Annotated in this window: 26 protein-coding genes and 1 tRNA gene; 13 read left to right on the top strand and 14 right to left on the bottom strand. The window is 66.5% G+C overall.

Annotation, left to right across the window (positions count from 1 at the left end):
• The first annotated feature begins 101 nt into the window (after nucleotides 1–101).
• Together AWC12_RS09930 and AWC12_RS09925 are read left to right on the top strand one after the other, a co-directional pair.
• Nucleotides 102–617, top strand: coding sequence for a hypothetical protein (locus AWC12_RS09930; RefSeq protein WP_024445345.1), 516 nt, complete (start codon nucleotides 102–104; stop codon nucleotides 615–617).
• Nucleotide 618: 1 nt separating this feature from the next.
• Entirely contained in the window at nucleotides 619–1704 is a 1086-nt protein-coding gene (locus AWC12_RS09925; protein ID WP_085173989.1) for an NAD(P)H-dependent amine dehydrogenase family protein, read from the top strand.
• An 11-nt stretch (nucleotides 1705–1715) separates the two neighbouring features.
• On the opposite strand, the gene AWC12_RS09920 is transcribed toward AWC12_RS09925, so the two are convergent.
• Nucleotides 1716–2795, bottom strand: a complete 1080-nt coding sequence (locus tag AWC12_RS09920; protein WP_085173987.1) for a class I SAM-dependent methyltransferase — start codon at nucleotides 2793–2795, stop codon at nucleotides 1716–1718.
• A gap of 65 nt (nucleotides 2796–2860) precedes the next feature.
• Here AWC12_RS09920 and AWC12_RS09915 point away from each other — a divergent pair, with 65 nt between their 5' ends.
• Nucleotides 2861–3598 (top strand): SHOCT domain-containing protein, encoded by a 738-nt coding sequence (locus tag AWC12_RS09915; protein WP_085173985.1) that lies wholly within the window; start codon nucleotides 2861–2863, stop codon nucleotides 3596–3598.
• Here AWC12_RS09915 and AWC12_RS09910 read toward each other — a convergent pair.
• Both AWC12_RS09910 and AWC12_RS09905 read right to left on the bottom strand, forming a co-directional pair.
• On the bottom strand, nucleotides 3595–4218 hold the full coding sequence (locus AWC12_RS09910; protein ID WP_085173983.1) for an MBL fold metallo-hydrolase: 624 nt from the start codon (nucleotides 4216–4218) through the stop codon (nucleotides 3595–3597). The genes AWC12_RS09915 and AWC12_RS09910 overlap by 4 nt on opposite strands.
• Nucleotides 4218–5303: an S-(hydroxymethyl)mycothiol dehydrogenase gene (locus AWC12_RS09905; RefSeq protein ID WP_085173981.1), complete on the bottom strand. Its 1086-nt coding sequence runs from the start codon at nucleotides 5301–5303 to the stop codon at nucleotides 4218–4220. Before AWC12_RS09905 ends, AWC12_RS09910 begins: the two co-directional genes overlap by 1 nt.
• 144 nt (nucleotides 5304–5447) lie before the next feature.
• On the opposite strand from AWC12_RS09905, the gene AWC12_RS09900 reads away from it, so the two are divergent.
• From AWC12_RS09900 to AWC12_RS09885, 4 genes are all read left to right on the top strand, one after another.
• A complete protein-coding gene (locus tag AWC12_RS09900) occupies nucleotides 5448–7076 on the top strand; it encodes a LuxR C-terminal-related transcriptional regulator (protein ID WP_085173979.1) in 1629 nt (542 codons plus the stop codon).
• A gap of 87 nt (nucleotides 7077–7163) precedes the next feature.
• Entirely contained in the window at nucleotides 7164–8246 is a 1083-nt protein-coding gene (locus AWC12_RS09895; protein WP_085173977.1) for a class I SAM-dependent methyltransferase, read from the top strand.
• A 33-nt stretch (nucleotides 8247–8279) separates the two neighbouring features.
• Entirely contained in the window at nucleotides 8280–9104 is an 825-nt protein-coding gene (locus tag AWC12_RS09890) for a serine hydrolase domain-containing protein (protein ID WP_085174171.1), read from the top strand.
• A gap of 138 nt (nucleotides 9105–9242) precedes the next feature.
• A complete protein-coding gene (locus tag AWC12_RS09885) occupies nucleotides 9243–9755 on the top strand; it encodes a DUF3145 domain-containing protein (protein ID WP_024445353.1) in 513 nt (170 codons plus the stop codon).
• Here AWC12_RS09885 and AWC12_RS09880 read toward each other — a convergent pair.
• From AWC12_RS09880 to AWC12_RS09870, 3 genes are read right to left on the bottom strand one after another with little or no spacing between them, the layout of a single operon-like run.
• On the bottom strand, nucleotides 9752–10039 hold the full coding sequence (locus AWC12_RS09880; protein WP_085173975.1) for a DUF1905 domain-containing protein: 288 nt from the start codon (nucleotides 10037–10039) through the stop codon (nucleotides 9752–9754). The genes AWC12_RS09885 and AWC12_RS09880 overlap by 4 nt on opposite strands.
• A 10-nt stretch (nucleotides 10040–10049) precedes the next feature.
• Nucleotides 10050–10940, bottom strand: coding sequence for a diacylglycerol kinase (locus AWC12_RS09875; RefSeq protein WP_085173973.1), 891 nt, complete (start codon nucleotides 10938–10940; stop codon nucleotides 10050–10052).
• 22 nt (nucleotides 10941–10962) lie between these two features.
• Nucleotides 10963–12543, bottom strand: coding sequence for an FAD-binding oxidoreductase (locus tag AWC12_RS09870; RefSeq protein WP_085174169.1), 1581 nt, complete (start codon nucleotides 12541–12543; stop codon nucleotides 10963–10965).
• A 53-nt stretch (nucleotides 12544–12596) separates the two neighbouring features.
• On the opposite strand from AWC12_RS09870, the gene AWC12_RS09865 reads away from it, so the two are divergent.
• Nucleotides 12597–13175, top strand: coding sequence for a TetR/AcrR family transcriptional regulator (locus AWC12_RS09865; protein WP_024445357.1), 579 nt, complete (start codon nucleotides 12597–12599; stop codon nucleotides 13173–13175).
• Nucleotides 13172–14746, top strand: a complete 1575-nt coding sequence (locus AWC12_RS09860) for a glycerol-3-phosphate dehydrogenase/oxidase (protein WP_085173971.1) — start codon at nucleotides 13172–13174, stop codon at nucleotides 14744–14746. Before AWC12_RS09865 ends, AWC12_RS09860 begins: the two co-directional genes overlap by 4 nt.
• Nucleotides 14747–14777: 31 nt before the next feature.
• Here AWC12_RS09860 and AWC12_RS09855 read toward each other — a convergent pair whose 3' ends face one another.
• The 7 genes from AWC12_RS09855 to aceE form a co-directional block, all read right to left on the bottom strand.
• Nucleotides 14778–16208: an acyl-CoA carboxylase subunit beta gene (locus AWC12_RS09855; protein WP_085173969.1), complete on the bottom strand. Its 1431-nt coding sequence runs from the start codon at nucleotides 16206–16208 to the stop codon at nucleotides 14778–14780.
• Nucleotides 16209–16222: 14 nt separating this feature from the next.
• Nucleotides 16223–17476: a 3-oxoacyl-ACP synthase KasB gene (gene kasB, locus AWC12_RS09850; protein WP_085173967.1), complete on the bottom strand. Its 1254-nt coding sequence runs from the start codon at nucleotides 17474–17476 to the stop codon at nucleotides 16223–16225.
• A gap of 42 nt (nucleotides 17477–17518) precedes the next feature.
• Nucleotides 17519–18769: a 3-oxoacyl-ACP synthase KasA gene (gene kasA / locus AWC12_RS09845; protein WP_024445361.1), complete on the bottom strand. Its 1251-nt coding sequence runs from the start codon at nucleotides 18767–18769 to the stop codon at nucleotides 17519–17521.
• Nucleotides 18766–19065, bottom strand: coding sequence for a meromycolate extension acyl carrier protein AcpM (gene acpM / locus AWC12_RS09840; RefSeq protein WP_011780924.1), 300 nt, complete (start codon nucleotides 19063–19065; stop codon nucleotides 18766–18768). The genes kasA and acpM overlap by 4 nt, the downstream gene beginning before the upstream one ends.
• Before the next feature lie 75 nt (nucleotides 19066–19140).
• A complete protein-coding gene (locus tag AWC12_RS09835; RefSeq protein ID WP_024445362.1) occupies nucleotides 19141–20061 on the bottom strand; it encodes an ACP S-malonyltransferase in 921 nt (306 codons plus the stop codon).
• Between the two features lie 149 nt (nucleotides 20062–20210).
• The gene (locus tag AWC12_RS09830; protein WP_085173965.1) at nucleotides 20211–21494 is read right to left on the bottom strand and encodes a PucR family transcriptional regulator; all 1284 of its coding nucleotides are present in this window, start codon (nucleotides 21492–21494) and stop codon (nucleotides 20211–20213) included.
• Nucleotides 21495–21533: 39 nt separating this feature from the next.
• Nucleotides 21534–24323 (bottom strand): pyruvate dehydrogenase (acetyl-transferring), homodimeric type, encoded by a 2790-nt coding sequence (gene aceE, locus AWC12_RS09825; protein WP_085173963.1) that lies wholly within the window; start codon nucleotides 24321–24323, stop codon nucleotides 21534–21536.
• A gap of 192 nt (nucleotides 24324–24515) precedes the next feature.
• Here aceE and AWC12_RS09820 point away from each other — a divergent pair, with 192 nt between their 5' ends.
• The 4 genes from AWC12_RS09820 to AWC12_RS09805 all read left to right on the top strand — a co-directional run bounded on the left by AWC12_RS09820 (nucleotide 24516) and on the right by AWC12_RS09805 (nucleotide 26188).
• Nucleotides 24516–25085 carry an Rv2240c family protein gene (locus AWC12_RS09820; protein ID WP_081659956.1) on the top strand — a complete coding sequence of 190 codons (570 nt, stop codon included), beginning with the start codon at nucleotides 24516–24518 and terminating at the stop codon, nucleotides 25083–25085.
• 98 nt (nucleotides 25086–25183) lie between these two features.
• A complete protein-coding gene (locus AWC12_RS09815) occupies nucleotides 25184–25609 on the top strand; it encodes a DUF3052 domain-containing protein (RefSeq protein ID WP_024445366.1) in 426 nt (141 codons plus the stop codon).
• Nucleotides 25606–26070, top strand: coding sequence for a peroxiredoxin (locus AWC12_RS09810; RefSeq protein WP_024445367.1), 465 nt, complete (start codon nucleotides 25606–25608; stop codon nucleotides 26068–26070). Before AWC12_RS09815 ends, AWC12_RS09810 begins: the two co-directional genes overlap by 4 nt.
• A gap of 46 nt (nucleotides 26071–26116) precedes the next feature.
• A tRNA-Val gene (locus AWC12_RS09805) sits at nucleotides 26117–26188 on the top strand.
• A gap of 119 nt (nucleotides 26189–26307) precedes the next feature.
• On the opposite strand, the gene AWC12_RS09800 is transcribed toward AWC12_RS09805, so the two are convergent.
• On the bottom strand, nucleotides 26308–26772 hold the full coding sequence (locus AWC12_RS09800; protein WP_234813929.1) for a hypothetical protein: 465 nt from the start codon (nucleotides 26770–26772) through the stop codon (nucleotides 26308–26310).
• Nucleotides 26773–26779 lie beyond the last annotated feature (7 nt).

The following is a 26779-nucleotide window of genomic DNA, read 5'->3' as shown; positions in this document are numbered from 1 at the left end:
CCGGACGTCTACCCGATAGGTCGAGGGCCAAAACGCGTCGTCGTGCGAGTCAGGCGACAAACCCGTGACTTTGTCCACCGCGGACTGAAATACTGCTCGGCATGACAACGCTGCGCGGTCTGGCCGCGGTCGCCGTCCTTGCCGGAGCATCGGTGGGAGCTGCCGGCCCTGCGCAGGCAGACACCCCGGTGATGGAGGGCATCTACAACTACGTGTCCGAGGGGCAAACGGGACTGTGGACGATGTACCCGTCGTGCGTTCCCACGGTCGGTGATCTGCGGGTGAATCTCGAGCTGCCGGTCGCGTGCCAGATTCACGTCGGACCGTCCCAGGGGCTCACCGGTGGTGACGCCCGTTTGGTCGGTGGAATGTGGAGCTTCACGACACCGAAGAAGGAGGGCATGGAGTGCCCGGACGGCACCTTCGCACCGACGGTCGAGGTCTTCAAATTCAACGAGACATCGGGCACGCGCAGCATCTCGCACACCGGCGGCTGCGGTATGCAACCGGGAATCGTCAACATCCCGTTCACACTGTCGTTCAAGGAGCCACTGCCGATCCCGGTCGACAGGTACCCGCTGATCTGTGAGCCCGGCGGCCTGCGACGCTGCTTCTGAGATGGCCGCATCCGACGTGAAGCGTGTGGCGATCTGGGGAACCGGTTTCGTCGGCAGGATGGTGATCGCCGAAGTCGTCAAGCACCCTCGCTTCGACCTGGTCGGGGTCGGAGTCAGCAACCCGGACAAGGTCGGTCGCGACGTCGGCGAGATCTGCGGGCTCGGTACGGATCTCGGCCTAGCCGCTACCGACGACATCGACGCGCTGATCGACCTCAAGCCGGACGCACTCGTGCACTATGGGCCGACAGCAGCGCATGCTGACGCCAACATCGAGCTGATCACCCGCTTCCTGCGCGCGGGAATCGATGTCTGCTCCACTGCGATGACACCGTGGATCTGGCCCACGATGCATCTGAACCCGCCCAACTGGATCGAACCCATCACCGTGGCTTGCGAATTGGGTGAGTCGTCATGTTTCACCACGGGTATCGACCCCGGATTCGCCAACGACCTGTTCCCGATGACCCTCATGGGACTGTGTTCAGAAGTTCGCAAAGTCCGAGCCTCCGAACTGCTGGACTACACCAACTACGAGGGTGACTACGACCGCGAGATGGGCATCGGCAAGCCGCCGGAGTTCCGGCCAATGCTGGAGAACCCTGACATCCTGGTATTCGCCTGGGGTGCAACGGTTCCGATGATCGCCCACGCCGCGGGCATCATGCTCGACGAGATCAGCACCACCTGGGAGAAGTGGGTGACACCGGACGAGCGCAAGACAGCCAAGGGCATCATCGCCCCGGGGAACGTCGCCGCGGTCCGGTTCACCATCAACGGGGTGTATCAGGGGGAGACGCGTATCCAGCTCGAGCACGTTAACCGGATCGGCAACGACGCCGCACCCGAGTGGCCGTCCGGTAACGACAACGACGTGTACCGGGTCGACATCGAGGGCACGCCGAGCATCTTCCAGGAGACCGCGTTCCGCTTCACCGACGGTTCGGGACGCGACGCAGCAGCCGCGGGATGCCTGGCCACCGGACTGCGCGCACTCAACGCCGTGCCTGCGGTCAACGATCTGTCGCCCGGCTGGGTCACCGCGCTCGACCTGCCGCTCATCCCGGGCGTCGGGACGATCCGCTAGGCGAGCGCCGATCACTTCGGGCGTTTGACCAGAACCACGTGGGCGAGCGGAATCTGCATCTGTTCGGGAGCGGCTGCGAGCCGTTGCGCGACACCCGCTTCGAGCCGGTCGAGCAGTTCCGCAGCGCGAGACGACGCATCGTTTTGCAGCGCCCTCAGCAAGGCCGGAAAGACCGCGGCCCGCGCGAAGTCGGCCCACTTGGCCCCGAAAGCCCCTGAGTCACCGTCGATCCGATATCGGCTCCAGAAGCGGTCATCGCCGTCAAACACTTCCACACGGTCGATGGCGAGCTGTTCGAAACGCCCCGAGGGTGCGAACGGCGCCGCGAAGTCGGCCGCACGGCGCCCGACGGTGGGAATGCACATGGCGGCCACCTCACTGTCGGTGATGAGCTCGCAGCCGGCCAGCTCGGCCAGCGTGTCCACAATCGCCGCCAGCAGCGGCCGGTAGCCGAACTCGCCGTCCTCGCTGATCGCCATCGTCATCACGACCAGCCGACCGCCCGGGCACAACTCGCGGCCGCGGAACGCGACGAACTCGTGCCAGTCGTGCGCGGCCTGGTTGGCGAACGCGGCGCGCACCTTCTCGTCAGAGCAGTGATTCACCTGGATGTGACCCTCGATGCCGCACGGAACCCGGCTGAGCCAGTGGATCGCCCACGAACTCCACCCCAGGTTCACGCTGTTCGAAGGAAGGATCTGAGAGTAGAAAGACCTGCCCACGGCGGAGGCGAAAGTCGCTCTGTCCTTGCGCAGATAGGTGTCGGGATCGTTCTCCAGGTTGTCGAACATCTCGGAGAAATCGTTGTCCGGACGGTCGGTGTGTGCCACCAGCACCGAATGCTCAGGGCGGGTTCGCTTGCGTAGCACCGCTATTGCCGCCCCGATGGGCAGCAGCGAGTTCAGCCCGTTGGACGCGCCGTAGTCGGCGATCACAATCGGTTGCGGCGGTTTGGGGATCGGCACCTCCGCGGCGGCGTCTTCGAACACGGCGATCGCTGGTGCCAGTCCCGCGGCTTGCAGGCGGCGGGCAGCGCTGTAAGAGCCGCTGTCCGTGGGCTCGGGCCGCACGACGATGCTCGACTCCGCCATCCTCCGACGGTAATACTCATGCGGCAAACGCGCCGCCGAACGTGAGGCCGTGACACACTTCGCGGGTGAAAAGACGCCTGGGGCCCAAGATCGCGGCGATCGTCGCCGTGTGCACCCTGGTCGTGGGAGGCGGCGGCCTGATCGTGTCGCTGCTGCTCGGTGCGTTGGTGTTCGACGACTTCGACGCCTACGGCGAAGTCCCGGTTCCCGGCTCGGGCAGCCTCCATCTGCCCGCCGGCGAGGTCACGATCAACTTCCACACCGCGGTTACCGGTAGCTCCGGCGGCGGCTTCCCGGTCCCGCCGCTGCGGATCAACATGGCGGGCCGCGACAGCCTGCCCGACCCGGTGCTCACCGAGGTGATGGGTTCGGTCACGTCGGTGAACAACGATGTGCGCGTGCGGGTATGGACGGCCCAGATCGCCGAGGACGGCGTCTACGACATCAAGACCGGGGGTGAGGTCAACGGCTACATCAACCCCCAGCTGGCGTTTGGTCGCGACAGTTCGCCCGGTTGGATGCCGTGGGTGTTCGGTGCGCTGCTCGCTGCGGGCATCGTCGAGCTTGCTGCCGCGGTGCTCTGGATGGTCCGAGCTGGACAGGCGCCGCAGCCGGCCCGTGCGCCGATCAGTCTCGACGAGCCGTCGTGGCCGGGCCCGATCCCACCTCCGGTGAACACCTACCAGCCCTCCGACCACGGGGTGCGGATGGAGGAGCTCAAGACGCTGGCCGCCCTGCGCGATTCAGGCGCGCTGACCGAGGCCGAATTCCAGGCCGAGAAGCGGCGCGTCCTGGGCAGCTAATGTCCCCTTGCCACCCATTCGTCGTAGTGCACGATCTCGTCGCCGACGGTCGTGGTATCGCCGTGCCCGGTATAGACGACGGTCTCGCCGGGCAGTGTCCCGAGACGTCCCGAGATCGACTCGAGGATGGTGGGGAAGTCGGAGAAGGAGCGGCCCGTCGCGCCCGGCCCGCCCTGGAACAGAGTGTCCCCGCTGAACACCGCGGTGAGCTCGGGCGCGTACCAGCAGACCGAGCCGGGGGAGTGCCCCGGTGTGTGCAACCCACGCAATTCGGTGCCGGCGACCTGCAGAGTCTCACCGTCGTTCACGGAGCGGAAGTCGCTGTCGGGGTGGGTCATTCGCCACAACACCTCATCGGCCGGGTGTAGGAGCACCGGCGCGTCGAAGGCCTGCCCGAGTTGGGGGGCGACGGTGACGTGGTCGTTGTGCCCGTGAGTGCACACCACGGCGATCACGTGACGGCCGCCGACGGCTTCGATGATGGGGTCGGCGGTGTGAGCCGCGTCGAAGACCACCACCTCCTTGTCGTCACCGACGAGCCAGATGTTGTTGTCGACGTCCCAGCTGCCGCCGTCGAGTTCGAAGGTGCCACTGGTGACCAGACGCGCGATGTTGCCCACTAGAGGACCACCACCGAGCGCAGGACCTCACCGGCATGCATCTTGTGAAACGCGTCTTCGATCTGGTCGAGCCCGATACGTTCGGAGACGAACTTGTCGAGGGGGAAGCGGCCTTCCAGATACAGCGAGACGAGGGTGGGGAAGTCGCGCTCGGGAAGGCAGTCGCCGTACCACGAGGACTTCAACGACCCACCGCGGCTGAAGAAGTCGATCAACGGCATCTCCAACTTCATGTCAGGCGTCGGCACGCCGACCAGGACGACGGTGCCGGCGAGATCACGCGCATAGAACGCCTGCTTCCACGTCTCGGGACGGCCGACGGCGTCGATCACCACGTCGGCGCCGTTGCCGTCGGTGAGGTCCTGGATCGTTTCCACCGGATCGAGTTCCTTGGCGTTGATGGTGTGGGTAGCCCCGAACTCGCGCGCCCAGTCGAGCTTGCGGTTGTCGGTGTCGACGGCGATGATCTGCTTGGCTCCGACCAGTCGCGCACCGGCAATCGCCGCGTCACCCACACCGCCGCAACCGATCACGGCGACGGTGTCGTCGCGGTTGACCGCCCCGGTGTTGATCGCCGCACCCAGGCCGGCCATCACGCCGCAGCCGAGCAGGCCCGCCGCGGCGGGGTCGGCGGCCGCGTCGACCTTGGTGCACTGGCCCTCGTGGACCAGGGTCTTGTCGGCGAAGGCGCCGATGCCCAGGGCCGGGGTCAGCTCGGTGCCATCGGTCAGCGTCATCTTCTGGGCGGCGTTGAAGGTGTCGAAGCACAGGTGCGGGCGGCCGCGCTTGCAGGCGCGGCACTGGCCACACACCGCACGCCAGTTCAGGATCACGAAGTCGCCGGGCGCCACGTTGGTGACGCCTTCGCCGACGGACTCCACCAGGCCTGCGGCTTCGTGGCCGAGCAGGAACGGGAACTCGTCGTTGATCCCGCCTTCGCGGTAGGTCAGATCGGTGTGGCACACGCCGCAGGCCTGGATGTCGACGACGACCTCGCCAGGGCCGGGATCAGGGATGACAATGTCGACCACCTCGACCGGTTGAGCTTTCGAACGTGAAATCACACCGCGCACCGTCTGAGTCATGCTTGAACCCTAATAGGTCGACTGGGAGTTGGAACAGTGTCCAAACCGATGTCCATGAGACCGCGTCGCTGACCCGTAAGTATTGGATGGCTCTCGCTAAAGGAGCCGTCCGAGTGGCCCGCAGAGCGATACCGTAGACACGCGATGTTGACCGACAGCCAGACCGATCTGCTTTCCGCCGCGCGTGCCGCGCACCAGCGGTTGGACTGGCGCGCCAGCTACGAAGCCTTCGATCTCGCGAGTCGGCACGCGTCGCTGCGGACCGACGATCTCGAGGCGTTCGCCTACGCGGCCTGGCGGCTCGGCCACGTCAAGGAGGCGAGTCGGGCGGCCGAGCGGGTGTTCGCGGACCTCACCCGAACCGATCCCGTGGCGGCCGCCATGAAAGCGAACGAGCTCGCGCTGGCGTGGCTGGTGCGTGGTGATGTCAACATCGGCCAGGGCTGGATGAACCGGGCCCGCAGACTCCTTGCTGCCGCCGAAGAGAGCCCGGCCCACGGCTATCTCGTCTATCTCGATGCCGTGGTGGCGGCACTGGGGCAGGACCTCGACACTCTCGCGGGTCACGTCCGGGCGCTGCGGGAGATGGCGGTGCGGCTGGACGTGCCTGCGCTGACCGCGCTGGGTCTCATCGCCGCCGGGCTGGAAGCGATCCTGGACAGGCGCACGGCCGACGGCTACGCACTGATCGACGAGGCGATCCTGCCCTTGGTCGCCGACCAGGTGCCCATCGAATGGGCCGGCGACCTCTACTGCGTCGTGCTGCACCACACCCACAAGCTCGCCGACCTGCCGCGGATGCGGTCCTGGACACAGTCCATGGAGCAGTGGTGCGGGCTGTCGGGCTCGGTGCCCTACGGCGGGGTGTGTGATGTCCATCGGCTTCAGGTACAGGTCGCATCGAATGGTCGAGACGATTACCGCGTTCTGCAGGATCGTCTTGAGCGAGCCAGCCACGCTCTGTCGGAGGTGAACGGGTGGGCCGCCGCCGAGGGCTACTACCAGCTCGGTGAGGTCTGTCGTCTGATAGGCGATTTCGAAGGAGCAGCAACAGCTTTCGATCAAGCCAGAGCCCTCGGCATGGATCCGCAGCCGGGTGCGGCGCTGCTGGCGTGCCGCCGCGGCGACTCGGCGGGAGCATGGACGGCGATCCGGTTGGCGCTGGCCGGTGGCGACAGGCTTGCCCGGGTTCGCCTTCTGCGGGCGGCCGTGGAGATCGCGCTGGGCCGCGATGCCCTCGACGAGGCCGAAAGCTACTGCTCCGAACTGGAAGAGGATGCAAAGGCATTCGGCACCCCCGGCTTTCTGGCCTGGGCGGCACACGCCCGCGGGGCCGTGGAGGTGCGCCGCGGCCGTTTCGACGCGGCGGTCGAGGCACTGCAGAAAGCGCTGCGCGAGTATCGGATTCAGCAATCCCGCTATGAGACCGCCGAAGTGTACGAATGGCTGTCGTTGGCGCGGCGCGGACTCGGTGACCACGATGCCGCGGCGGCCGACGCCGCCACCGCGGACGCGATCTACACTCAGCTCGGCGTCGAGCCCGCCGGAATTTGCGGAACGCCGACGCCTGGCGGTCTGACCCGGCGCGAACTGGAGGTGCTGTCTCGCATCGCCAGCGGCGCGACCAACCGGCAGGTCGCCCAGCAATTGCACCTGTCGGACAAAACCGTGGGACGACACCTGGCCAACATCTACGCCAAGCTCGGGGTGTCGACCCGTACCGCGGCAGCGAACTGGGCGCATCAGCACGGTGTGCTCACCGACCAGACCTGATCTACATCATTTGCACCATCCGCTGACCGTTGATTTCCATCGATCAATCGATGAATTCCAACCAGGTTGTCCCCTAGCGTCATCGCCATGACAACTGTGAACGACAACCCGGTGCTCGCCGTTGAGTCCACCGAGGGCTTCGCGCAACGTCTCGTCGGAACCATCGACGCCGCGAGCGTCGCGCTGTTGCTGTCGATCGGGCATCAGACCGCCCTGTTCGACACCATGGCCACGCTGCCAGCCGCCACCAGTACCCAGATCGCCGACGCGGCGGGCCTCGACGAGCGCTACGTCCGGGAATGGCTCGGTGGCATGGTTGCCGGGCGAATCATCGATTATGACGCTGCGGCGCAGGCATATTCGCTCGCCCCGGAGCGTGCGGCAGTGCTGACGCGGGCCGCGGGTCCGGACAACCTGGCCCGCGTCGCCCAATTCATCCCGCTGCTCGGTGAAGTCGAGCAGAAGATCATCGACTGCTTCCGTCACGGCGGCGGTCTGTCGTACTCGGAGTATCCCCGGTTCCACACCCTGATGGCCGAGGAGAGCGGTGAGGTCTTCGACGCTGCCCTCGTGGAGGTGATACTCCCCATGGTCGACGGGCTTCCCGAACGCCTACAGGCTGGTGCCGACGTCGCGGACTTCGGTTGCGGCAGTGGACATGCCATCAACGTGATGGCCCAGGCTTTCCCCGCCAGCCGGTTCGTCGGTATCGATTTCTCCGACGAGGGCCTCGGTGCCGGCATCCGTGAAGCCCGGCAGCTGGGGCTGGGCAATGCGACATTCCAGGCAGCCGACGTCGCCGCCTACGGCGAGGTCGAGGTCTTCGATGTGGTCACCGCGTTCGACGCCATCCACGACCAGGCCCATCCCGCTCGCGTGCTGGAGAACATCCACCGGGCGCTGCGCCCCGGTGGAACGTTCCTGATGGTGGACATCAAATCGTCGAGCCGCGTCGAGGACAACGTGGGCGCGCCGCTGGCCACCTATCTCTACACCGTGTCGACGATGCACTGCATGAGCGTGTCGCTGGGCCTTGACGGTGACGGGCTCGGGACGTGCTGGGGCCGCGAGTTGGCCTTGTCGATGCTCGCGGACGCGGGATTCAGCGATGTGCAGGTGCGCGAGATCGACTCGGATCCGCTGAACTTCTACTACATCGCACGCAAGTAGGCCTGCGGCGGGCGCGAAGAGCAGACTGTGACCGTGAGCGTTCTCGACGTCCTCGACGACTGGCCGGTCCCCACTTCCGCCGCCGCGGTGGTGGGGCCGTCCGGCGTCGTGGCCCGCCACGGTGACACCGGTCGGCGCTTCCCGTTGGCCTCGGTGACCAAGCCGCTCGTCGCGCGTGCCGCGCAGGTGGCCGTCGAGGAGGGCGCCGTCGAACTGGACACCGAAGCGGGCCCGCCGGGCGCGACGGTACGCCATCTCCTGGCCCACGCCGCGGGCTACGAGATGACGTCGTCGAAGGTCATCGCCGCGCCGGGCACGCGGCGGATCTACTCCAACTACGGGTTCACCGCGCTCGCCGAGGTGATGGAAGCAAGCTCCTCGATCCCGTTCGGGACCTACCTCACCGAGTCGGTATTCGAGCCGCTCGGCATGACGGCCACCGATCTCGAGGGCGGCAACGACGCCGCGGGATACGGGGTGACGTCGACCGTCGACGATCTGGTCGCGTTCGCAGGCGACCTGCTCGCGCCGGTGACGGTGTCGGAGCAGATGCACGCCGACGCGACGAGCGTGCAGTTCCCTGGCCTTGACGGCGTCCTACCCGGGTTCGGCGTCCAGCGTCCCAACGACTGGGGGCTCGGCTTTGAGATCCGCGGCGGCAAATCTCCGCACTGGACAGGGGCGTCCAACTCGGCTCGCACATTCGGCCATTTCGGCCAGTCCGGGACGTTTCTGTGGGTCGATCCCGACGCCGCACTTGCGCTCATCGTGCTGACCGACCGCAAATTCGGCGACTGGGCACACTCGGTGATGCCCGCCCTGTCTGATGAAGTCCTAAGAGAGTTCGGGGCGGACTAGCGCAACACGCGTCTCACAAGGCACAATAGACCCGCAAGTCACAGAACTTTATAGGCACGCTTCAGCTGGATCATCTCCTGCTCGGAAACCACCAGGTCGTTGGGGAAGACGTCCCTCGTGGAACCGAAGGAGTAGAGGATGCGTGCAGCGAACCAATTCGCCGACGCGACGACCGGCGTGGTGTACATCCACGCCTCACCCGCGGCGGTGTGCCCGCATGTGGAGTGGGCTCTGTCGTCGACCCTCAACTCGAGGGCGAATCTGAAGTGGACCCCGCAGCCTGCCATGCCCGGTCAGCTGCGTGCCGTCACCAACTGGGTCGGGCCGGTCGGTACCGGCGGGCAGTTGGCAAACGCACTGCGCTCGTGGTCCGTCCTGCGCTTCGAGGTGACCGAGGACCCCAGCAGCGGTGTCGACGGGCACCGCTGGTGCCACACCCCGCAACTCGGCTTGTGGAGTGGCGCGATGAGCGCCAACGGCGACGTGATGGTCGGCGAGATGCGACTGCGGACATTGATGGCCGGCGGAGCGGACATGCTGGCCTCGGAGCTGGATTCGGTGCTGGGGACGGCGTGGGACGAGGCCCTGGAGGCCTACCGGGACGGCGGCGAAGGCGCCGAGGTGAGCTGGCTGAGCAGGGGAGTCGGCTAACGGCCGACCGATAGGTGAATGCGGACGACGTCGCCGTCGTCGATGCCCTCCGGCCGGCGCAACGCCAGCTTCAGCGGCACGAGATAGACGTCTTCGCGCGGGATCAGTGACGTTGTGACTTGCGTCTGTCCGATGCGAACTGTGGCCGGGATGGCGCCCCAGCCGTAGGTGAGTTCGGCGGCGTTGGCGTGGAGGAAGGCGTCGACGTCATCGGGGGTCTCGACGAAAAAGTACGGCGCAGGTCCGCGCCACTGAAACACCTCGGCCTCGAACGCCCAGTCCATCCCCGGAACATTACGGCCGGAGAATCTTGAGCGCCCCGGGGATGGCGGACACCTCCACGGGGAGCGGGCAGACGTACTCACCGTCGGCATAGGCATTGATTCCGGGGCAGTCCACGGTGATCGTGCGCGCTCGCTTCGTGCTGACCTCGTCGAGGTCGACGTGCGTACCCTTGAATACCGTCGGAAACAGCCGGATCAACCGCGTGCGTGACGCCGACGCCACCATCGTCGCGTCGAGCATGCCGTCCCTCGGATCCGCGCCGGGGCAGATCTTCATTCCGCCGCCGTAGCTCTTCGTGTTTCCGAACGCGGCGAGTGTGAGCTCGGTGTCGACCTCGGTACCGCCGTCGAACGACAGCCGAAACGGCAGCAGCCGCAGCTTCGAGATCTCGGCCACCATTGCCAGGTTGTACCGCATCCGCCCGTGCGGCCACGTCATCCGGTTGGTCCGATCGGTCACCAGCGAGTCGAAGCCCGCGGCCATCACGGTGCCGAACCATCTGTCGGTACCGTCGGCGCCCGCGATGCGGCCGAGGTCCACGTCGTCGACCGTGCCATCGACGATGATGTCGGCGGCAGCCTCGGGGTCCCTGGTCGGGATGCCGAATTCGCGTGCGTGGTCGTTACCGGTACCTGCGGGGATGAGGCCGAGTGGAATGTCGGTCTGCGCAAGCACCTGCAGTGCCAGGGAGATGATCCCGTCGCCGCCGACCACCACGAGGGCGTCCATTCCACGCTCGAGGGCACCCTCGACGAGCTGCCGCGCGTGCGCGGAATCGCGGCCGGCGATCGCGACGACGTCCACACCGCGCTTGTGTAGCTGCGTGATCGCTCGCTCGGCGGCATGCGGTGCGCTTCCATGCCCCGATGCCGGGTTGGTCAGCACCGTCACGCGCGTCATCGTGCTCCTCGCATCCGCGGTGTCACGGAATCAGCTTGCCCGGGTTCAGGATGCCGGCCGGATCGAGCGCGGCTTTCACCGCGCGCAGCATCGTGACGCCGAGGTCGCCGATCTCGTCGCGCATCCACGGCCGGTGGTCGGCACCCACCGCGTGGTGATGGGTGATCGTGGCCCCGGTCCGCACCATCGCATCCGATGCGGCCGCTTTCGCTGCGCGCCACTGCTCGATCGCGTTTCCCCGCTGTGCGGCGACGACGGTGAAGTACAGCGAGGCGCCGGTCGGATAGACGTGCGAGATGTGGCACAGCACCAACGCCGGCGTCCCGGAATCCGCCAGCGATCTTGTCAACGCGTCGGTGACCGCGGCCTTGAGGGCGGGCACGTTGGACCAGTTCGTCGCGCTCTCCAACGTCTCGCACAGGGCGCCGGCAGACAGCAGCGCATCGCGCAGATACGGCGCGTTGAACCTGCCGTGCTCCCATGCCCGCGCGGGACCTTCGCCCAGCGATGTGCCGCCCATGGCGGTCAACAGGTCCCGGGTTTCGGCGTGTCTGCTCGCCACGTGCGCTTCGGTGCCCTCGAATGCCGTGATGGCCAGGCATCCGCCGGTGATCTGCTGCTCGCCGATGCTCTCGGTGGTCGCAAGGTTGACCCCGGTCTCGGCTTCGTCGGACAACCGGATCACCGTGGGCCCGGTGCCCGTCTGAACTACGGCGCGCAGCGCGTCAGCACCCGTCGCGAAGTCCGGGAACGACCAGGCCTCGTAGCGTGACGCCTCTGGTACGGGATGTACGCGGACTCTGACCCTCGTGATGATCCCGAGAGTGCCCTCCGAGCCGATCAGCAGTTGGCGCAGATCCGGACCGGCTGCCGATTCCGGTGCGCGCCCGAGGTCGAGGACTCCGGCCGGGGTGACGGCGCGCAGACCGCGAACCATGTCGTTGAAACGGCCGTAGCCGGCGGAATCCTGTCCGGACGAGCGCGTCGCGGCGAATCCGCCGATCGTTGCGAAAAGGAAACTCTGCGGGAAGTGCCCGAGCGAAAAGCCACGCTCTCCGAGAAGTCGCTCGGCCTCTGGGCCGGACAGCCCGGCGCCCAGTTCTGCCTCCCACGACACCTCGTCCAGAGAGTGCAGGCTGTCGAGCCTGCGCAGATCCAGCGAGACGACGGCTTTGAAGTCGCCACGCGCCGGGTCGAGTCCGCCGACGACGCTGGTGCCGCCGCCGAACGGGACGATCGCGATGCTGCGGTCGCCGCAGAATTGGAGGATCTTCGTGATTTCATCCTCGGTGCCGGGGATGAGCACCGCGTCCGGTGCGTCCTGAACACCGAAGTCTCTGCGGCGCAACAGATCCAAGGTCGATTTGCCGCCTGCGCGCAGGAGCCTGGCGCGGTCGTCGATCGTCATGTGCTCGTCGCCGAGGATCGCGGTCAGACCCTCTCGGTCGGCAGTGGACAACGCCGACGGGCGAAGTCGAACCTGCTCGATCGTGGGCTCCTCGACGCCGGCGGCCTCGATGCCCAGCGCCTGTTCGAGCAGTGACCGAATGGCGGGGGAGAGCGGCTTGGCCGCTTCCGGGTCACCCCACGCGTTCCACTGCATCGGCGGGTCGTTGGGATGGGCATCGGACGGTGTCATGCGTTACAGTATTACAGATGGTGTCAATCCGTAACTCAGAATCGAGTGTCGAGCAGCGCATTCTCGACGCTGCTGCGGCGTGCATCCTCGCTTACGGGGTTGAGCGCACCACCATGACGGAAATCGCCCGCCGTGCCCGGGTCAGCAGGCCGACCATCTACCGACGCTGGCCCGATATCCGCTGGGTAATCGCTGAACTTCTGACAGTGCGCATCTCAGGTGTGCTCGACGCCGTCCCGGACACTGGAGTCAGCCGCAAGGATCTCGTCGACCGGGTCGTCGCGATCGCAGAGCACCTGCGCGGCGACGAGATCGTGATGTCGGTCATCTTCAACGCGCCCACGCTGGCGATGATCTACATCACCGAACGTCTCGGAACCAGCCAGCAGTTGCTCGTGGACGCCCTCGCCGCGGCGATCAAGGCGGGCCAGGACGACGGCAGCGTGCGTGAGGGCGATCCGTACCAGATGGGTGCGATGTGCCTACTCATCACGCAATCGACCATCCAATCGGCGCAGATGGTGGAAAAGATCCTGGACCGCGATGCACTCAGCGTGGAGCTTTCGCATTCATTGAACGGATATCTGAAACCATGACCGGCTCAACGGCATTGAACGCGTCTCGGCGCTCGGCAGAGCTGACCGCGTTGTCCGACGGCGAAACTGTCGACATCATCGTGATCGGCGGAGGTATCACGGGAACGGGCATCGCCCTCGACGCGGCCACCCGAGGCCTTTCGGTTGTACTGGTGGAAAAGCACGATCTCGCTTTCGGGACCAGCCGCTGGAGCTCCAAACTCGTCCATGGCGGCCTGCGCTACCTGGCCACCGGCAATGTCGGCATTGCCAGAAGAAGTGCCATCGAGCGCGGGATCCTGATGACCCGCAACGCACCGCACCTGGTACACGCGATGCCGCAGCTGGTCCCGCTGCTTCCGGAGATGAACATGGCGTCAAGGGCATTGGTGCGCGTCGGATTCTCCGCGGGGGACGGTTTGCGCCGGCTCGCGGGCACTCCCGCGACCACGCTGCCGAGGTCGCGCCGAGTCGACGCCTCGACCGCGATCTCCTTGGCTCCGACAGTGCGTCGGCAGGGTCTCGACGGTGCGCTGCTGGCCTATGACGGGCAGCTCGTCGATGACGCCCGCCTGGTCACCGCCGTTGCACGGACGGCGGCGCAGCACGGGGCGCGAATACTCACGCGGGTGGCCGCCTCCGATGCGTCCCGCGACTCGGTGACCCTGACCGACACCCTGACGGGTGAATCGATGTCGGTATCGGCCCGCGCGGTCGTCAACGCCACCGGTGTGTGGGCGGCTGACGTCGACGACTCGCTGAAGTTGCGGCCCAGTCGCGGAACCCATCTGGTGTTCGATGCCGCGGCGTTCGGGAATCCGACTGCCGCCCTGACGGTTCCGATCCCCGGTGAGATCAACCGGTTCGTCTTCGCGATGCCAGAACAGCTCGACCGGGTATACCTCGGACTGACCGACGAAGATGCGCCCGGTCCGATACCCGACGTCCCGCAAGCGACGCCGGCCGAGGTGACGTTCCTGCTCGACACCGTCAACACCGCGCTGGACACCAAGCTGCGGCCCGACGACGTCAAGGGCTCCTATGCGGGGCTGCGGCCGCTGATCGACATGGGCGGCGGCAAGAAGGGCGAAAGCCGGACCGCCGACGTGTCACGCGAGCATGCCGTCACTGAATCTCCCTCGGGCGTCATCAGCGTCATCGGCGGCAAGCTGACCGAATACCGCTACATGGCCGAGGATGTCGTCAACCGCACGGTGCAGCTGCGCGGAATGGCCGCGGGGGTGTGCCGCACCCGGAACCTGCCGCTGGTCGGCGCCCCGTCGAATCCTGTTGCGACGCTGCGATCGTCGGCCGACCTGCCGGGTTCGCTGGTGGCCAGGTTCGGGGCTGAGGCACCCAACGTCATCGCGCGCGCCTCATGCTCGAGGCCGACCGATCCGGTCGCCGACGGTATCGACGTCACGAGAGCGGAGTTCGAGTACGCGGTCACCCACGAGGGCGCGCTGACCGCCGATGACATCCTTGACCGCCGCACCCGCATCGGCCTCGTCGCAGAAGACCGTGCGCGCGCCGAAGATACTGCCAAAGAGATTCTCGCCGAAACTGCATTCCGTGCGGGGAATCGCGAGTAGCGACCGCGCGGAATGCAGTTTCGGCGCTAGATCACAGCGGGATGTTCTTGTGACGGCCGCGGCGGGCGGGCGCCTCGGCCAATGCCTGGGTCAGCTTGGACCGGGTATGCGCCGGATCGATCTTCTCGTCGACCACACCGATCTCGATGGCGGAATCGACACCGCCCGCAATCTTCTCGTGCTCGATGGCCAGCGCCTCGTGCAGCGCCTCGCGCTCCTCAGGCGCGGCAGCAGCCAACTTCTTCTTGTGCAGGATGCCGACCGCAGCCTTGGCGCCCATCACCGCGACCTCGGCCTCCGGCCATGCGAACACCTTGGTGGCGTTCAGCGAACGCGAGTTCATCGCGATGTAGGCCCCACCGTAGATCTTGCGGGTGACCAGCGTGACCCGGGGGACAGAGGACTCGCCGAACGCGTGCAGCAGTTTCGCGCCGCGACGGACCACGCCACCCCACTCCTGATCCACACCGGGCAGGTAGCCGGGCACGTCGACGATGACGACCAGCGGGATTCCGAAGGCATCGCACAGTCGCACGAAACGTGCTGACTTCTCGGCACTTTCGGAGTTCAGGCAGCCGCCCAGGCGCAGCGGATTGTTCGCGATGACGCCAACCGTGCGGCCGGCGAGCCGACCGAGTCCGACGACGATGGACGGTGCCCAGCGGGACTGGAACTCCTCGAACGGCACGCCGTCGTCGAGCAGGGCCTCGACCAGCGGGTGTACGTCGTAGGCGCGCCGGGCGGACTCGGGCAGAAGCGCCTTGAGGTCCGAATCCTGGGCCTCGGCCTTGGTGCGGTCGAAATGGCCCTGCTGGCAGAACAATCCGACGAGGCGGCGGCCGCGCTCGTAGGCGTCGAGCTCGTCGTCGGCGACGATGTGGCACACACCGGACTTCTTGTGGTGGGCTTCGGGTCCGCCGAGGGACACCATGTCGACGTCCTCGCCGGTGACGCTGCGCACGACGTCGGGGCCGGTGACGAAGACCTTGCTGTCCGGCGCCATGACGATCACGTCGGTCAGCGCCGGGCCGTAGGCGGCACCGCCGGCGGCGAATCCGACGACCACCGAGATCTGCGGGATGTAACCGGAGGCGCGGATCATCGCCTCGAAAACCAGACCGACAGCGTGCAGCGCCTTGACGCCCTCGGCGAGGCGCGCGCCGCCGGAATGCCAGATGCCCACGATCGGGCTCTGCTCCTCGATCGCGACGTCGTAGGCGTCGACGATGTGCTTGCAGCCGTCGATGCCCATTGCGCCGCCCATGACGGTGCCGTCGGTGCAGAAGGCGATGGTGCGCACGCCGTTGACGGTGCCCGCGGCCGCGAGGACGCCGGACTTGTCGCGCTCGTGCAGCAGCTCGACGCTGCCGTCGTCGAAGAAGGTCGACAGACGCAGCAGCGGATCGCGGGGGTCGAGGGATTCGTTCGTGTCGAGGGCGGGGCGATTCTCAATTGTCGTCATGTTTCTCCTGCGTACTAGTACTTGCCGAAGGCGAGTGCGACATTGTGCCCGCCGAATCCGAACGAATTGTTGAGTGCGTATTGATAATTGCCGGGCCGAGGTCCGCCGGCGACGACGTCGAGATCGATCTCGGGATCCACGTTCTTCAAGTTCAACGTCGGTGGGACGACACCGTCCCGCAGCGCCTGCACCGTGAGGATCGACTCCACGGCGCCGACCGCGCCGACGGAGTGGCCCAGCGCAGACTTCGGTGCGTACACCGCCGGACGGTGACCGCCCATCGCGGTGTTGATCGCGCGACCCTCGGCCACGTCACCGACGCTGGTGCCCGTCGCGTGAGCGTTGATGTGGTCGATGTCGGAGGGATTGAGGCCGGCCAGCTGGATTGCGCGCGTCATCGCGAACGCGGCACGCTCACCGTTGGGATCGGGAGCGACCATGTGAAAGCCGTCCGAGGTGATGCCGGCTCCCATCAGCCGGGCCAGCGGAGTAGCGCCGCGCGCCTTGGCGTGCTCCTCGGTCTCGATGACCATCAGAGCGCCCGCCTCACCGAAGACGAACCCGTCGCGGTCCTTGTCGAACGGGCGGCACGCCCCGGCGGGGTCGTCGTTGTTGGTGGACATCACGATGCGCATCTGCGCGAAACCGGCAATCGGCACCGCCTCGATGCGCTGCTCGACGCCGCCGCAGATCGCGATGTCGGCCTCGCCCATCACGATGTTGCGCCACGCCTGGGCGATACCCTCCGAGCCGGAGGCGCAGGCCGAAACCGGAGTCACCACACCAGCTTTGGCGTGGCGTTCCAAGCCGACGACCGCAGACGGGCCGTTGGGCATGTACATCTGGACCGACAGGGGAGAGACCGAGCGCAGGCCCCGCTCGCGCAGTCCGTCATAGGCGAACACGAGGGCTTCGGCACCACCGAGCCCCGTGCCGATGGACACCAGCAACCGCTCGGTGTCGACCTCGGGCGAACCGGCGTTCTCCCACACGCGCCGGCCCAGCACCGTGGCCATCTTCTGGACGTACGACATCCGTCGGTTCTCGACCTTGGTGAGCTGAGAATCGAACTCTTCGAGTAGGTGCCCGCCGATGCGCACCGGAAGGTCGAACTGCTCGACGAACGGATCATCGAGCCTGCGGATTCCGCTCTGACCGTCCAGCAGGGACTTCCACGTCGCCTCGGCATCGGTCGCCAGACTCGTGGTCATGGCGATACCCGTGACCACGACGTCTGGCAATCCGTTGCCTGTCGTCGGCGAAGCCATACTCAGCCGCGCGTCCTTTCTGCCTACTGTTGCCCCGGCGATCTAGTAACGACCAAAGGCCAGAGCCACATTGTGGCCGCCGAACCCGAAGGAGTTGTTGATCGCGTACTGGTAGTCGCCGTATCGAGGCTCACCCGCGACAACATCGAGATCGATCTCGGGATCGGGCGTCACATAGTTCAGTGTCGGCGGGATGACGCCGTCACGCAGGGCGAGCACCGTGAGCGCCGACTCGAGGGCACCGACGGCACCGATCGAGTGACCCAGCGCCGACTTGGGCGCATACACCGCGGCATGCTCCACACCGGCGACACGGATGGCGTTGGCTTCCGCGGTGTCGCCGATCGGAGTGGCCGTGGCGTGGGCGTTGACGTGGCTGATGTCCTTGGCGGACAGGCCCGCCGTCTCCATCGCCCGCTTCATCGCCTGGCCGGCCCGCAGACCGTCCGCCGCCGGCGCAACCATGTGGAACGCGTCCGACGTGACACCGGCACCCATGAGCCGGGCCAGTGGCTTGGCGCCACGGGCCTTGGCGTGCTCTTCGGTCTCGATGATCATCAGCGCGCCCGCCTCGCCGAACACGAAGCCGTCGCGGTCCTTGTCGAACGGCCTCGACGCCCCTGCAGGGTCGTCATTGCGCGTCGACATGGCCCGCATCATGGAGAAAGCGGCGATGGGCAGGGCCTCGATGCCGCCCTCGACGCCACCGCAGACCGCGAAGTCCGCATCACCCATGACGATCTGGCGCCACGCGTGGGCGATGGCCTCCGACCCCGACGAGCACGCCGACACCGGGGTGATGACCCCGGCGCGGGCGCCCAGTTCGAGACCGGCGACCGCCGCAGCGCCGTTCGGCATGATCATCTGAACAGCCAGCGGCGACACCTTCCGGGGGCCACCTTCGTTCATCGCGTCGTAGGTCTCGACGATCTTCTCGCCGCCACCCAGACCGGTGCCGATGACCACCGTGAAACGATCCGGGTCAACCTCGGGCGTGCCCGCGTTGTCCCAGAGACGCCGTGCCAACAGCTTCGACATGCGCTGCACGTAGGACATGCGCCGCATCTCGATGCGTGTCATGTGGCTGTCGACGTTGTCGACCAAGTGGCCGCCGATACGCACCGGCAGGTCCCACTTGTCGACGAACTCGTCTTCGAGGATGCGAATACCGCTCTCGCCCGCAAGCAGACCCTTCCACGTGCTCTCGATGTCCGCAGCGAGGGCCGTGGTGGCCTCAATGGCGGTCACCACGACGTTAGGAAAACCGCCGTTGGCAGTGGAAGGTCTGGTCACTTGTCGCCCGTGATCTGTGCGCGGATGGCGGCAGCGGCCTCGGGGTTCTCTTCCTCAAGCTTCTGGATGTAGGCGACGACGTCACCGACGGTGCGCAGGCCGGCGAGGTCCTCGTCGGGGATCTTCACGCCGTACTTGTCCTCGGTCTGAACGGCGATCTCGACCATCGACAGCGAGTCGATGTCCAGGTCGTCGACGAAGCTCTTCTCGGGAGTCACCTCGGAAGGCTCGATACCGGTGACCTCTTCGATGATTTCGGCGAGGCCGGCGATGATTTCGTCCTGAGTGGCGGGCACAGTGGCTCCTTCTATCTATTTCTTGTGTTGTTACTGATGAGATTGACGAACGTTTCGATATGTACTTGCACCTGGTCAGGCGCGGAGCGTCTCCGCAAGGGCGTCCAGGTCAGCGGGCGACTTGACGGCATGCGTCGGAGTCCCCCGAAGCTCACGTTTGGCGATTCCGGTCAGCGTCCCCGCGGGCGGGAACTCGACGATCGCGGTGACACCCAGTTCCTTCATGGACTCGGTGCACAGATCCCAGCGCACCGGCCGGACCATCTGGGCCACCAGCTTGGCGACCGCGTCGGCACCGGAGGAAACCGCACGTCCGTCGGAGTTCGACAGCAGTGTGACGGACGGTTCGGCCGGGTTGATGCGGTCGGCGACCCTGGTGTACTCGTCCAGCGCAGGGGCCATGTACTGGGTGTGGAAAGCGCCGGCGGTCGCCAGCGGACGCACGCGAGCACGGGCAGGGGGATCTTCGGCCAGCTTCTCCAAAGCGGCGACCGCGCCTGCGGCCACGATCTGGCCCACAGCGTTGCGGTTGGCAGGCACGAGGTCGAGTGCTTCCAGCCGTGCGAGCACCTCGGCTTCGTCACCGCCGAGCAGGGCGGACATCCCGGTGGGCTCCAGTGCGCAGGCCTTGGCCATCTCCCTGCCGCGGGTCGCGGCCAGCGAGACGGCCTCATCGGCGGAGATAACCCCGGCGATGGCGTAGGCGGCGATCTCGCCGACCGAGTGTCCGGCCGCGACGATCTCCTCGTCTCCGCTGAGGACCTCTCGCTTTGCCAGTTCCTCGTACGCCAGCAGCGTGGCGGCGACGACCAGAGGCTGCGTCACGGCGGTGTCGGTGATTTCCTCAGCGGTGGCGGTAGTGCCGAGACGGCCGAGATCCAAGCCGCTGATCTCCGACCACGACGCGATTCGATCTGCGGCGCCGGGCAGCTCGAGCCACTCGGCAAGCATGCCGGGAGTCTGCGAGCCCTGTCCGGGCGCGAGGAATGCGAGCACAGTCTTCTGAGGCACGTTCTTAAGAGAACCTTATGAACACGGTTTTGCGCGGTGTAAGAGATTATGAACCTCGTCTTATGTTTTTGTGGAGACTCCACAAATCCGCATGTGATGCGACTCCAGCGAGACCTCCCCGCAACCTGATTCCTCTAAGAGTGGGTGCCACCTGTGACCGAGCCAACATTCATGACCTGGTCTGATCTTGACGGAGTGGGCGTGGACATCTGCGCTTGTCGGGTCAGTCGGCCCACTGATGAGGCGACTCGCAGCACGTAGGCATCGCGCGGCACCGTGGGGTCGCGGCCGGTGAAGTCGGCGATCCGCTTCAACCGGTAACGGACGGTATTTGGATGAACGAACAATTTGCGTGCGCAAGCCTCGATCGCGCCGCCCGAGTCGAGATAGGCGTCCAGCGTCTCCATCAGTGCCGGACCCGCGTCGGCAAGGGGTCTCATCACCTCGGCCTCCAGCGCACCGGCCGCGGTTGCATCCCCCAGCAGCGCCCGCTCGGGAAGCAGCTCGCGCGCCGCCACCGGGCGAGGCGCGCCCGTCCAGCCGGCGACGGCATTCATTCCTGCGATCGCTTCCGTCGCGCTGCGGTGCGCGGCGCCCAGGGTCGCCGCCGTCGGACCGATCACCACGGGTCCCTCGGCGAACACCTTCATCAACTCGGACAGGAACCGGTCCGTCGGCGACAAGCTGCCGGACACGATGGTGACGAGCCAGGTGCCGTGCACATCGGAGAGCGATGCGCGCCCGTTTCGATTGGCCACATCGTGGACGTCCTCGCCGGAGAAGTCCATGCGGTCGGGGCGCGGCAAGCCGACAATCACCGTCACCGCCCCGGTTGCGTCCCAGTTCAGCGCGGCGGCCTGTGACTGCAGTTCAGGGCCGATATCCCCGCGCACGACAGCGTCGACCAGGTTGGCCTCCATCCTGGTGTCCCAGGCTCCGCGGGCCTCAGCCTGATCGGCATAGGCGCTCGCCGCAGCGAATGCCAGGTCCCGGCTGTAGCGCAGGATGCCGGCCGTGAGTGCGGCCAGCTGTTCTTCCGAGCGCGCCAGCAGCGGCACCACCTCTTCGAAGAACTCCATCGTGACCCGCACCATCTCGACGGATTGGCGCAGCGCGATACGCCTACGCAGGTCCTGGGGCACCACTTCGAACGCCTGCGCGGTGTAGCTGACGTTGCTCTGAGGATCGCGCATCCACTCGACGAAGTTGACCACCGCGGTCTGCACGACGAGCTGGACGCTGGCGCGCTGAGAGGCCTCCATGTCGGCGAAGAACGGCAGCCGTTCCTCCATGGCGTGGACCGCCTCGGTCGCCAGCCGGCCCGAGTACTGCTTGAGCCGGCGCAGCGTCGCTTCCGGGACGTTCTCCAGGACCTCGACGGTCGATTTCGGCGGGATGAACCGGTTGTTGTCCGCCATCCCTAAAATCTACGCCAGCTTTTGTGCAAACCCTCTAGGTCAGGCGACTCCGGGGTCCGACGTCTGCTCCGGCGCCGCCATCACATCGTCGATCTCGTACTTACGCGCCGCGTCGACCGCGACCGAGATGTCGATGTTGCCGTCACGGGCCAGCCCTTCGAGCACGCCGACCACGATGGATTCAGCATCGGTGTTGTAGTAGCGGCGGGCAGCCGGGCGGGTATCGGAGAAACCGAACCCGTCCGTGCCAAGCGTGATGTAGGTGCCGGGCACCCACGGGCGGATCTGCTCGGGCACGGCACGCATCCAGTCGGATACCGCGACCACCGGTCCGGCCGCGTCGGCCAGTACCTGGGTCACGTACGGCGTCGCAGCTGGGCGATCGGGGTAGCGCAGCTTCTCCTTCTCGATGGCCACGCCGTCGCGGTTCAGCTCGCCCCAGCTGGTCACCGACCACACGTCGGCGGCTACGTCCCATTCGTCGGCCAGCAGCTCGGCGGCCTTCAGCGCCGACGGCATCGCGACACCCGAGACCAGGATCTGCGCGGTGTTCGACTTCTTCTCGGGTGCGGAATGGTAGCGGTACATACCCCGCAGCAGGCCCTCGACATCGATGCCCTCGGGCTCGGCGGGCTGCACGTAGGGCTCGTTGTAGATCGTCATGTAGAAGTAGACGTTCTCCGGGTTCTCCCCGTACATGCGCGCCAGGCCGCTTTCGATGATGTACGCGATCTCGTAGGCGAATGCCGGGTCGTAAGCCACCACCGCCGGGTTGGTAGCGGCCAGCAGCAGCGAGTGACCGTCGGCGTGCTGCAGACCTTCGCCGACCAGCGTCGTGCGGCCCGCGGTGGCGCCCAGCACGAAGCCGCGCGCCATCTGGTCGGCGGCGGCCCACAGTCCGTCGCCGGTGCGCTGGAACCCGAACATCGAATAGAAGATGTAGATCGGGATCATCGGCTCGTTGTGGGTGGCGTACGACGTCCCCACCGCGGTGAACGACGCCGTCGACCCTGCCTCGTTGATGCCCTCGTGCAGGATCTGCCCGACTTCGCTCTCCTTGTAGGCGAGCATCAACTCCGCGTCGACGGCGGTGTAGAGCTGGCCGTTGCGGTTGTAGATCTTGAGGCTCGGGAACCACGAGTCCATGCCGAACGTGCGGGCCTCGTCCGGAATGATCGGAACGATGCGCTTGCCGATCTCCTTGTCGCGCAACAGTTCCTTGAACGTCCGCACGGTGGCCATCGTGGTGGCCACCTCCTGCTTGCCCGAGCCCTTCTTGAGGGCCTTGTAGGTGTCGCGACCCGGCAGCGTCAGCGCTTTGGTCTTGGTGCGCCGCTCGGGAAGGAACCCGCCGAGGGCGCGGCGCCGGTCGAGCATGTAGCGGATTTCCGGTGCTTCGGCGCCCGGGTGGTAGTACGGCGGCAGGTAGGGGTCGGCCTCAAGCTGCTCATCCGAGATCGGGATGCGCTGGGCATCGCGGAAGTCCTTGAGGTCTTGCAGTGCAAGTTTTTTCATCTGGTGCGTGGCGTTGCGGCCTTCGAAGTGCTTGCCCAGCGTGTAGCCCTTGATGGTCTTGGCGAGGATTACCGTCGGCTGGCCCTTGTGCTCCATCGCCGCGTGGTAGGCCGCGTAAACCTTGCGGTAGTCGTGCCCGCCGCGCTTGAGATTCCAGATCTCGGAATCCGTCATCGGCTCGACGAGTGCCTTGGTGCGCGGGTCGCGGCCGAAGAAGTGGTCGCGCACGTAGCCGCCGTCGTTGGCCTTGTAGGTCTGATAGTCGCCGTCGGGGGTGGTGTTCATCAGGTTCACCAGTGCGCCGTCACGGTCGGCGTGTAGCAGAGCGTCCCATTCGCGGCCCCACACAACCTTGATGACGTTCCAGCCGGCGCCGCGGAAGAACGACTCCAGCTCCTGAATGATCTTGCCGTTTCCGCGCACCGGGCCGTCGAGGCGCTGGAGGTTGCAGTTGACGACGAAGGTCAGATTGTCGAGGCCCTCGTTGGCGCCGACCTGGATCAGTCCGCGGCTCTCGGGCTCGTCCATCTCGCCGTCGCCGAGGAACGCCCAGACGTGCTGATTCGAGGTGTCCTTGATGCCGCGGTCGTGCAGGTAATGGTTGAAGCGGGCCTGGTAGATGGCGTTCATCGGCCCAATGCCCATGGACACCGTCGGGAACTCCCAGAAGTCCGGCATCAGGCGGGGATGAGGGTAGGACGGGAGCCCGCCGCCGGGGTGGCTGTGCTCCTGACGGAAGCCGTCCAACTGGTCGGCGGAGAGCCGGCCCTCCAGGTAAGCGCGGGCGTAGACGCCGGGGGAGGCGTGGCCCTGGATGAAGATCTGGTCGCCGCCGCCGGGGTGGGACTTGCCGCGGAAGAAGTGGTTGAAGCCGACTTCGTAGAGTGCGGCCGAGGATGCGTATGTCGAGATATGGCCGCCCACACCGACTCCCGGCCGCTGTGCGCGATGCACCATGATCGCCGCATTCCAGCGGATCCAGGCCCGGTAGCGGCGCTCGACGTCCTCGTCACCGGGAAACCAGGGCTCCAACTCGGTCGGAATGGTGTTGACGTAGTCCGTGGACGTCAGCGACGGGATCGCGACGCGCTGTTCGCCGGCGCGCTCCAGGAGGCGCAGCATCAGGTAGCGCGCTCGGGCCGGTCCGGACCGCTCCACCAGTTGGTCGAACGACTCCAGCCATTCGGCGGTCTCGTCGGCATCGATGTCGGGCAGATACGACGCGACACCTTCCCGAATCACCCGCACTCGGTCGGGTTCTGTTGTGCTGCTGGAGTTTTGGGCCAGATCCTGGCGCACGAACTCGGTGGTCAACTTCCGCTCCTTGTTAGGCGGTGGCAAATACGCGCACGCGTCGGCTCAGCGGGTTACTTCGCATTCGGTGTGCGCAGGTTCCATCCTGGTCTAATCCTGCCCCATGCGCACTAGCGGGTCGGTGAAGTACTTGGAACCCGCGAACGACGGCCGCATGCCGGGCTCGACCCGGTAACGTCTGCACGTGTGCTGATGGGTCGGCTGAGCCCCGGTGTGCGGATCGCCGCCTCGGCAACAGGCACGCTCGCAACACTGGCGATGGTCATCGTCGGGTGCACCAACGTCACCGACGGCGACGCCTCGGTGGCAGAAGGCGATGCGCCGCTGTACCGGGCGTCGGTAACCGCGTCGATGGAGGAGTCCGCGGCGAGCTCGAGTGCCCGCGAGTCGGAGCGGCAAGCCTCGCTCACCGCCGAGGCTGTGCGCACCTCGTGCGAGGCGATGAGTTCGAGTAGTGCGGAGGCCATCGGGGCAGTGAACAGCTACGTCGACGCGTTCAACACCAATCCGGCCGACGTCCTGCGGACGGCGGGCCCTGCTATCGACGCCCTCAACCACAGCGCGGACCTGGTCGCGGGCAGCATCTCCGACCCGCTGGCGCCCGAATTGCGCGACGCGCTGAACGCCTGGATCGCCGCCGCTCGCGGAGTTGCGACGGCCATCGCCGGAAACTACGGGACCGAGGAGTTCAACGCCGCAATTGAGGTCCTGAACGACGCCAAGACCACCGCTTTGGACCGATGCGACGCGGCATACCGATGAACCTGCCGCTAGATGGCTTGCTGTATTGCCCCGGCATGCGACGATAGGTCGATGACCGGGCGCAGGGTGCGCCCGTGTCGGCTGAAGGAGGACTGACCGTGGTGTCGGCGGGTGACCCCCCGAACTACGCCCGCAAGCTGGGCATCCAAAAAGATCAGGTTGTGCAGGAGTTGGGCTGGGACGAAGACACCGACGACGACATCCGAGCCGACATCGAGGACGAGAGCGGCGGCGACCTGCTCGACGAAGACGCCGATGAGGTGGTCGACGTGGTGCTGCTGTGGTGGCGCGACGGCGACGGCGATCTCGTCGACAGGTTGATGGACGCGATCACGCCGCTGGCCGACGACGGCGTCATCTGGGTTGTCACCCCGAAGACCGGTAAGCCCGGCCACGTGCTGCCCGCCGAGATCGCCGAGTCAGCGCCGACGGCCGGCCTGATGCAGACGTCATCGGCGAACCTGGGGGACTGGATAGCGAGCCGTCTGGTGCAGCCGAAGTCCAAGGCCGCCGGTCGGCGTTGACCATCTCGGTTGGCGATCAGGCGCCCGACTTCACGCTCAAGGATCAGAACAACCAGCCGGTGTCGCTGTCGGGTTTCCGCGGCATCAAAAGCGTGGTGCTGGTCTTCTTCCCGCTCGCCTTCACCGGGATCTGTCAGCGCGAGCTGGACGAGATACGGGACAAAATCGGCGAATTCGTCAACGATGAGACCGCGACGCTGACGATCTCGGTCGGTCCCTCGCCCACGCACAAGGTGTGGGCGGCGCAGCGTGAGTACACGTTCCCGGTGCTGTCGGACTTCTGGCCGCACGGGGCGGTGAGCCAGGCCTACGGGGTCTTCAACGATGCGTCGGGGTTCGCCAACCGTGGCACTTTCGTGGTGGATCGCTCCGGCGTGGTGCGTTTCGCGGAATGCAAGGAACCGGGAGAGGCGCGCGACCAAGCTGCGTGGACGTCGGCGCTGACCGCGTTGCGGAACTGAGCTGATTTCCGCTGGCACGTGGGATACGGGTAACCTGCCCGGGATCGGGCGCGTAGCTCAGGGGTAGAGCTCTGGTTTTACACACCAGCGGTCGGCGGTTCGAAACCGTCCGCGCCCACACGAACAAACCCCCTCTGAACAGTGTCGGAGGGGGTTTGTCGTCACTAAGGGGCGGTGCGCCGAACCCGTCTTGGTGTCCCAGTGTCCCGAGAGTGTCCCAAGCCGCCGCGTTCGCGGTCAGTTGCGCGCGTTGGCGAAGGGGCGCACCCCGTAGTGCGCGCGGAACGCCGCAATCATGGCCGTCTCGGTTTTGGCGGCATCGGCGTCGTCGGTTTCCTGCCACGCGACTTGCAACCGGGCGTGGTCGGCCAGTTGCCAGATGCGCCGCCCGCCGGAATGGGCGACCGGCTCGCCCGCGCCGAACCGGCGGTACTCATCGAGTCGCTTGGCCAGGCCGCGCCGACCGCTGGCACCGAGGTTGGCCTTGCCGATGTAGACCACGCGCTCGCCGGGCACCCACAGCCTGGCCAGTTCGGCGACTGCGACGGTCGGGTCTTTGCCCTTGAAGTGCCCGGCGGGCGACACCGCGAGAAAGCTGGGCGGCTCGTCGGTCGGCCGCACGACGATGTAGACACCCGGCCCCTTCGGCACGTTGGTGTCGGGCAGGTCGGCGAACGGCACCCAGCCGCTAAACCCGCTCACGTCAATC

Source organism: Mycolicibacterium iranicum (assembly GCF_002101705.1).
Taxonomy (GTDB): Bacteria; Actinomycetota; Actinomycetes; order Mycobacteriales; family Mycobacteriaceae; genus Mycobacterium; species Mycobacterium iranicum.
The sequence above is the reverse complement of the archived record's forward strand: the minus strand, read 5'-3'. Positions and strand labels throughout refer to the sequence as shown.

Excerpts from the sequence above, each read along its gene's own strand:
- AWC12_RS09930 (WP_024445345.1), top strand. The coding sequence starts at position 102 with ATGACAACGCTGCGCGGTCTGGCCGCGGTCGCCGTCCTTGCCGGAGCA.
- AWC12_RS09925 (WP_085173989.1), top strand. The coding sequence starts at position 619 with ATGGCCGCATCCGACGTGAAGCGTGTGGCGATCTGGGGAACCGGTTTC.
- AWC12_RS09920 (WP_085173987.1), bottom strand. The coding sequence starts at position 2,795 with ATGGCGGAGTCGAGCATCGTCGTGCGGCCCGAGCCCACGGACAGCGGC.
- AWC12_RS09905 (WP_085173981.1), bottom strand. The coding sequence starts at position 5,303 with ATGACTCAGACGGTGCGCGGTGTGATTTCACGTTCGAAAGCTCAACCG.
- AWC12_RS09900 (WP_085173979.1), top strand. The coding sequence starts at position 5,448 with ATGTTGACCGACAGCCAGACCGATCTGCTTTCCGCCGCGCGTGCCGCG.
- AWC12_RS09895 (WP_085173977.1), top strand. The coding sequence starts at position 7,164 with ATGACAACTGTGAACGACAACCCGGTGCTCGCCGTTGAGTCCACCGAG.
- AWC12_RS09885 (WP_024445353.1), top strand. The coding sequence starts at position 9,243 with ATGCGTGCAGCGAACCAATTCGCCGACGCGACGACCGGCGTGGTGTAC.
- AWC12_RS09880 (WP_085173975.1), bottom strand. The coding sequence starts at position 10,039 with ATGGACTGGGCGTTCGAGGCCGAGGTGTTTCAGTGGCGCGGACCTGCG.
- AWC12_RS09875 (WP_085173973.1), bottom strand. The coding sequence starts at position 10,940 with ATGACGCGCGTGACGGTGCTGACCAACCCGGCATCGGGGCATGGAAGC.
- AWC12_RS09870 (WP_085174169.1), bottom strand. The coding sequence starts at position 12,543 with ATGCAGTGGAACGCGTGGGGTGACCCGGAAGCGGCCAAGCCGCTCTCC.
- AWC12_RS09865 (WP_024445357.1), top strand. The coding sequence starts at position 12,597 with ATGGTGTCAATCCGTAACTCAGAATCGAGTGTCGAGCAGCGCATTCTC.
- AWC12_RS09860 (WP_085173971.1), top strand. The coding sequence starts at position 13,172 with ATGACCGGCTCAACGGCATTGAACGCGTCTCGGCGCTCGGCAGAGCTG.
- AWC12_RS09855 (WP_085173969.1), bottom strand. The coding sequence starts at position 16,208 with ATGACGACAATTGAGAATCGCCCCGCCCTCGACACGAACGAATCCCTC.
- kasB (WP_085173967.1), bottom strand. The coding sequence starts at position 17,476 with ATGGCTTCGCCGACGACAGGCAACGGATTGCCAGACGTCGTGGTCACG.
- AWC12_RS09830 (WP_085173965.1), bottom strand. The coding sequence starts at position 21,494 with ATGGCGGACAACAACCGGTTCATCCCGCCGAAATCGACCGTCGAGGTC.
- AWC12_RS09820 (WP_081659956.1), top strand. The coding sequence starts at position 24,516 with ATGGGTCGGCTGAGCCCCGGTGTGCGGATCGCCGCCTCGGCAACAGGC.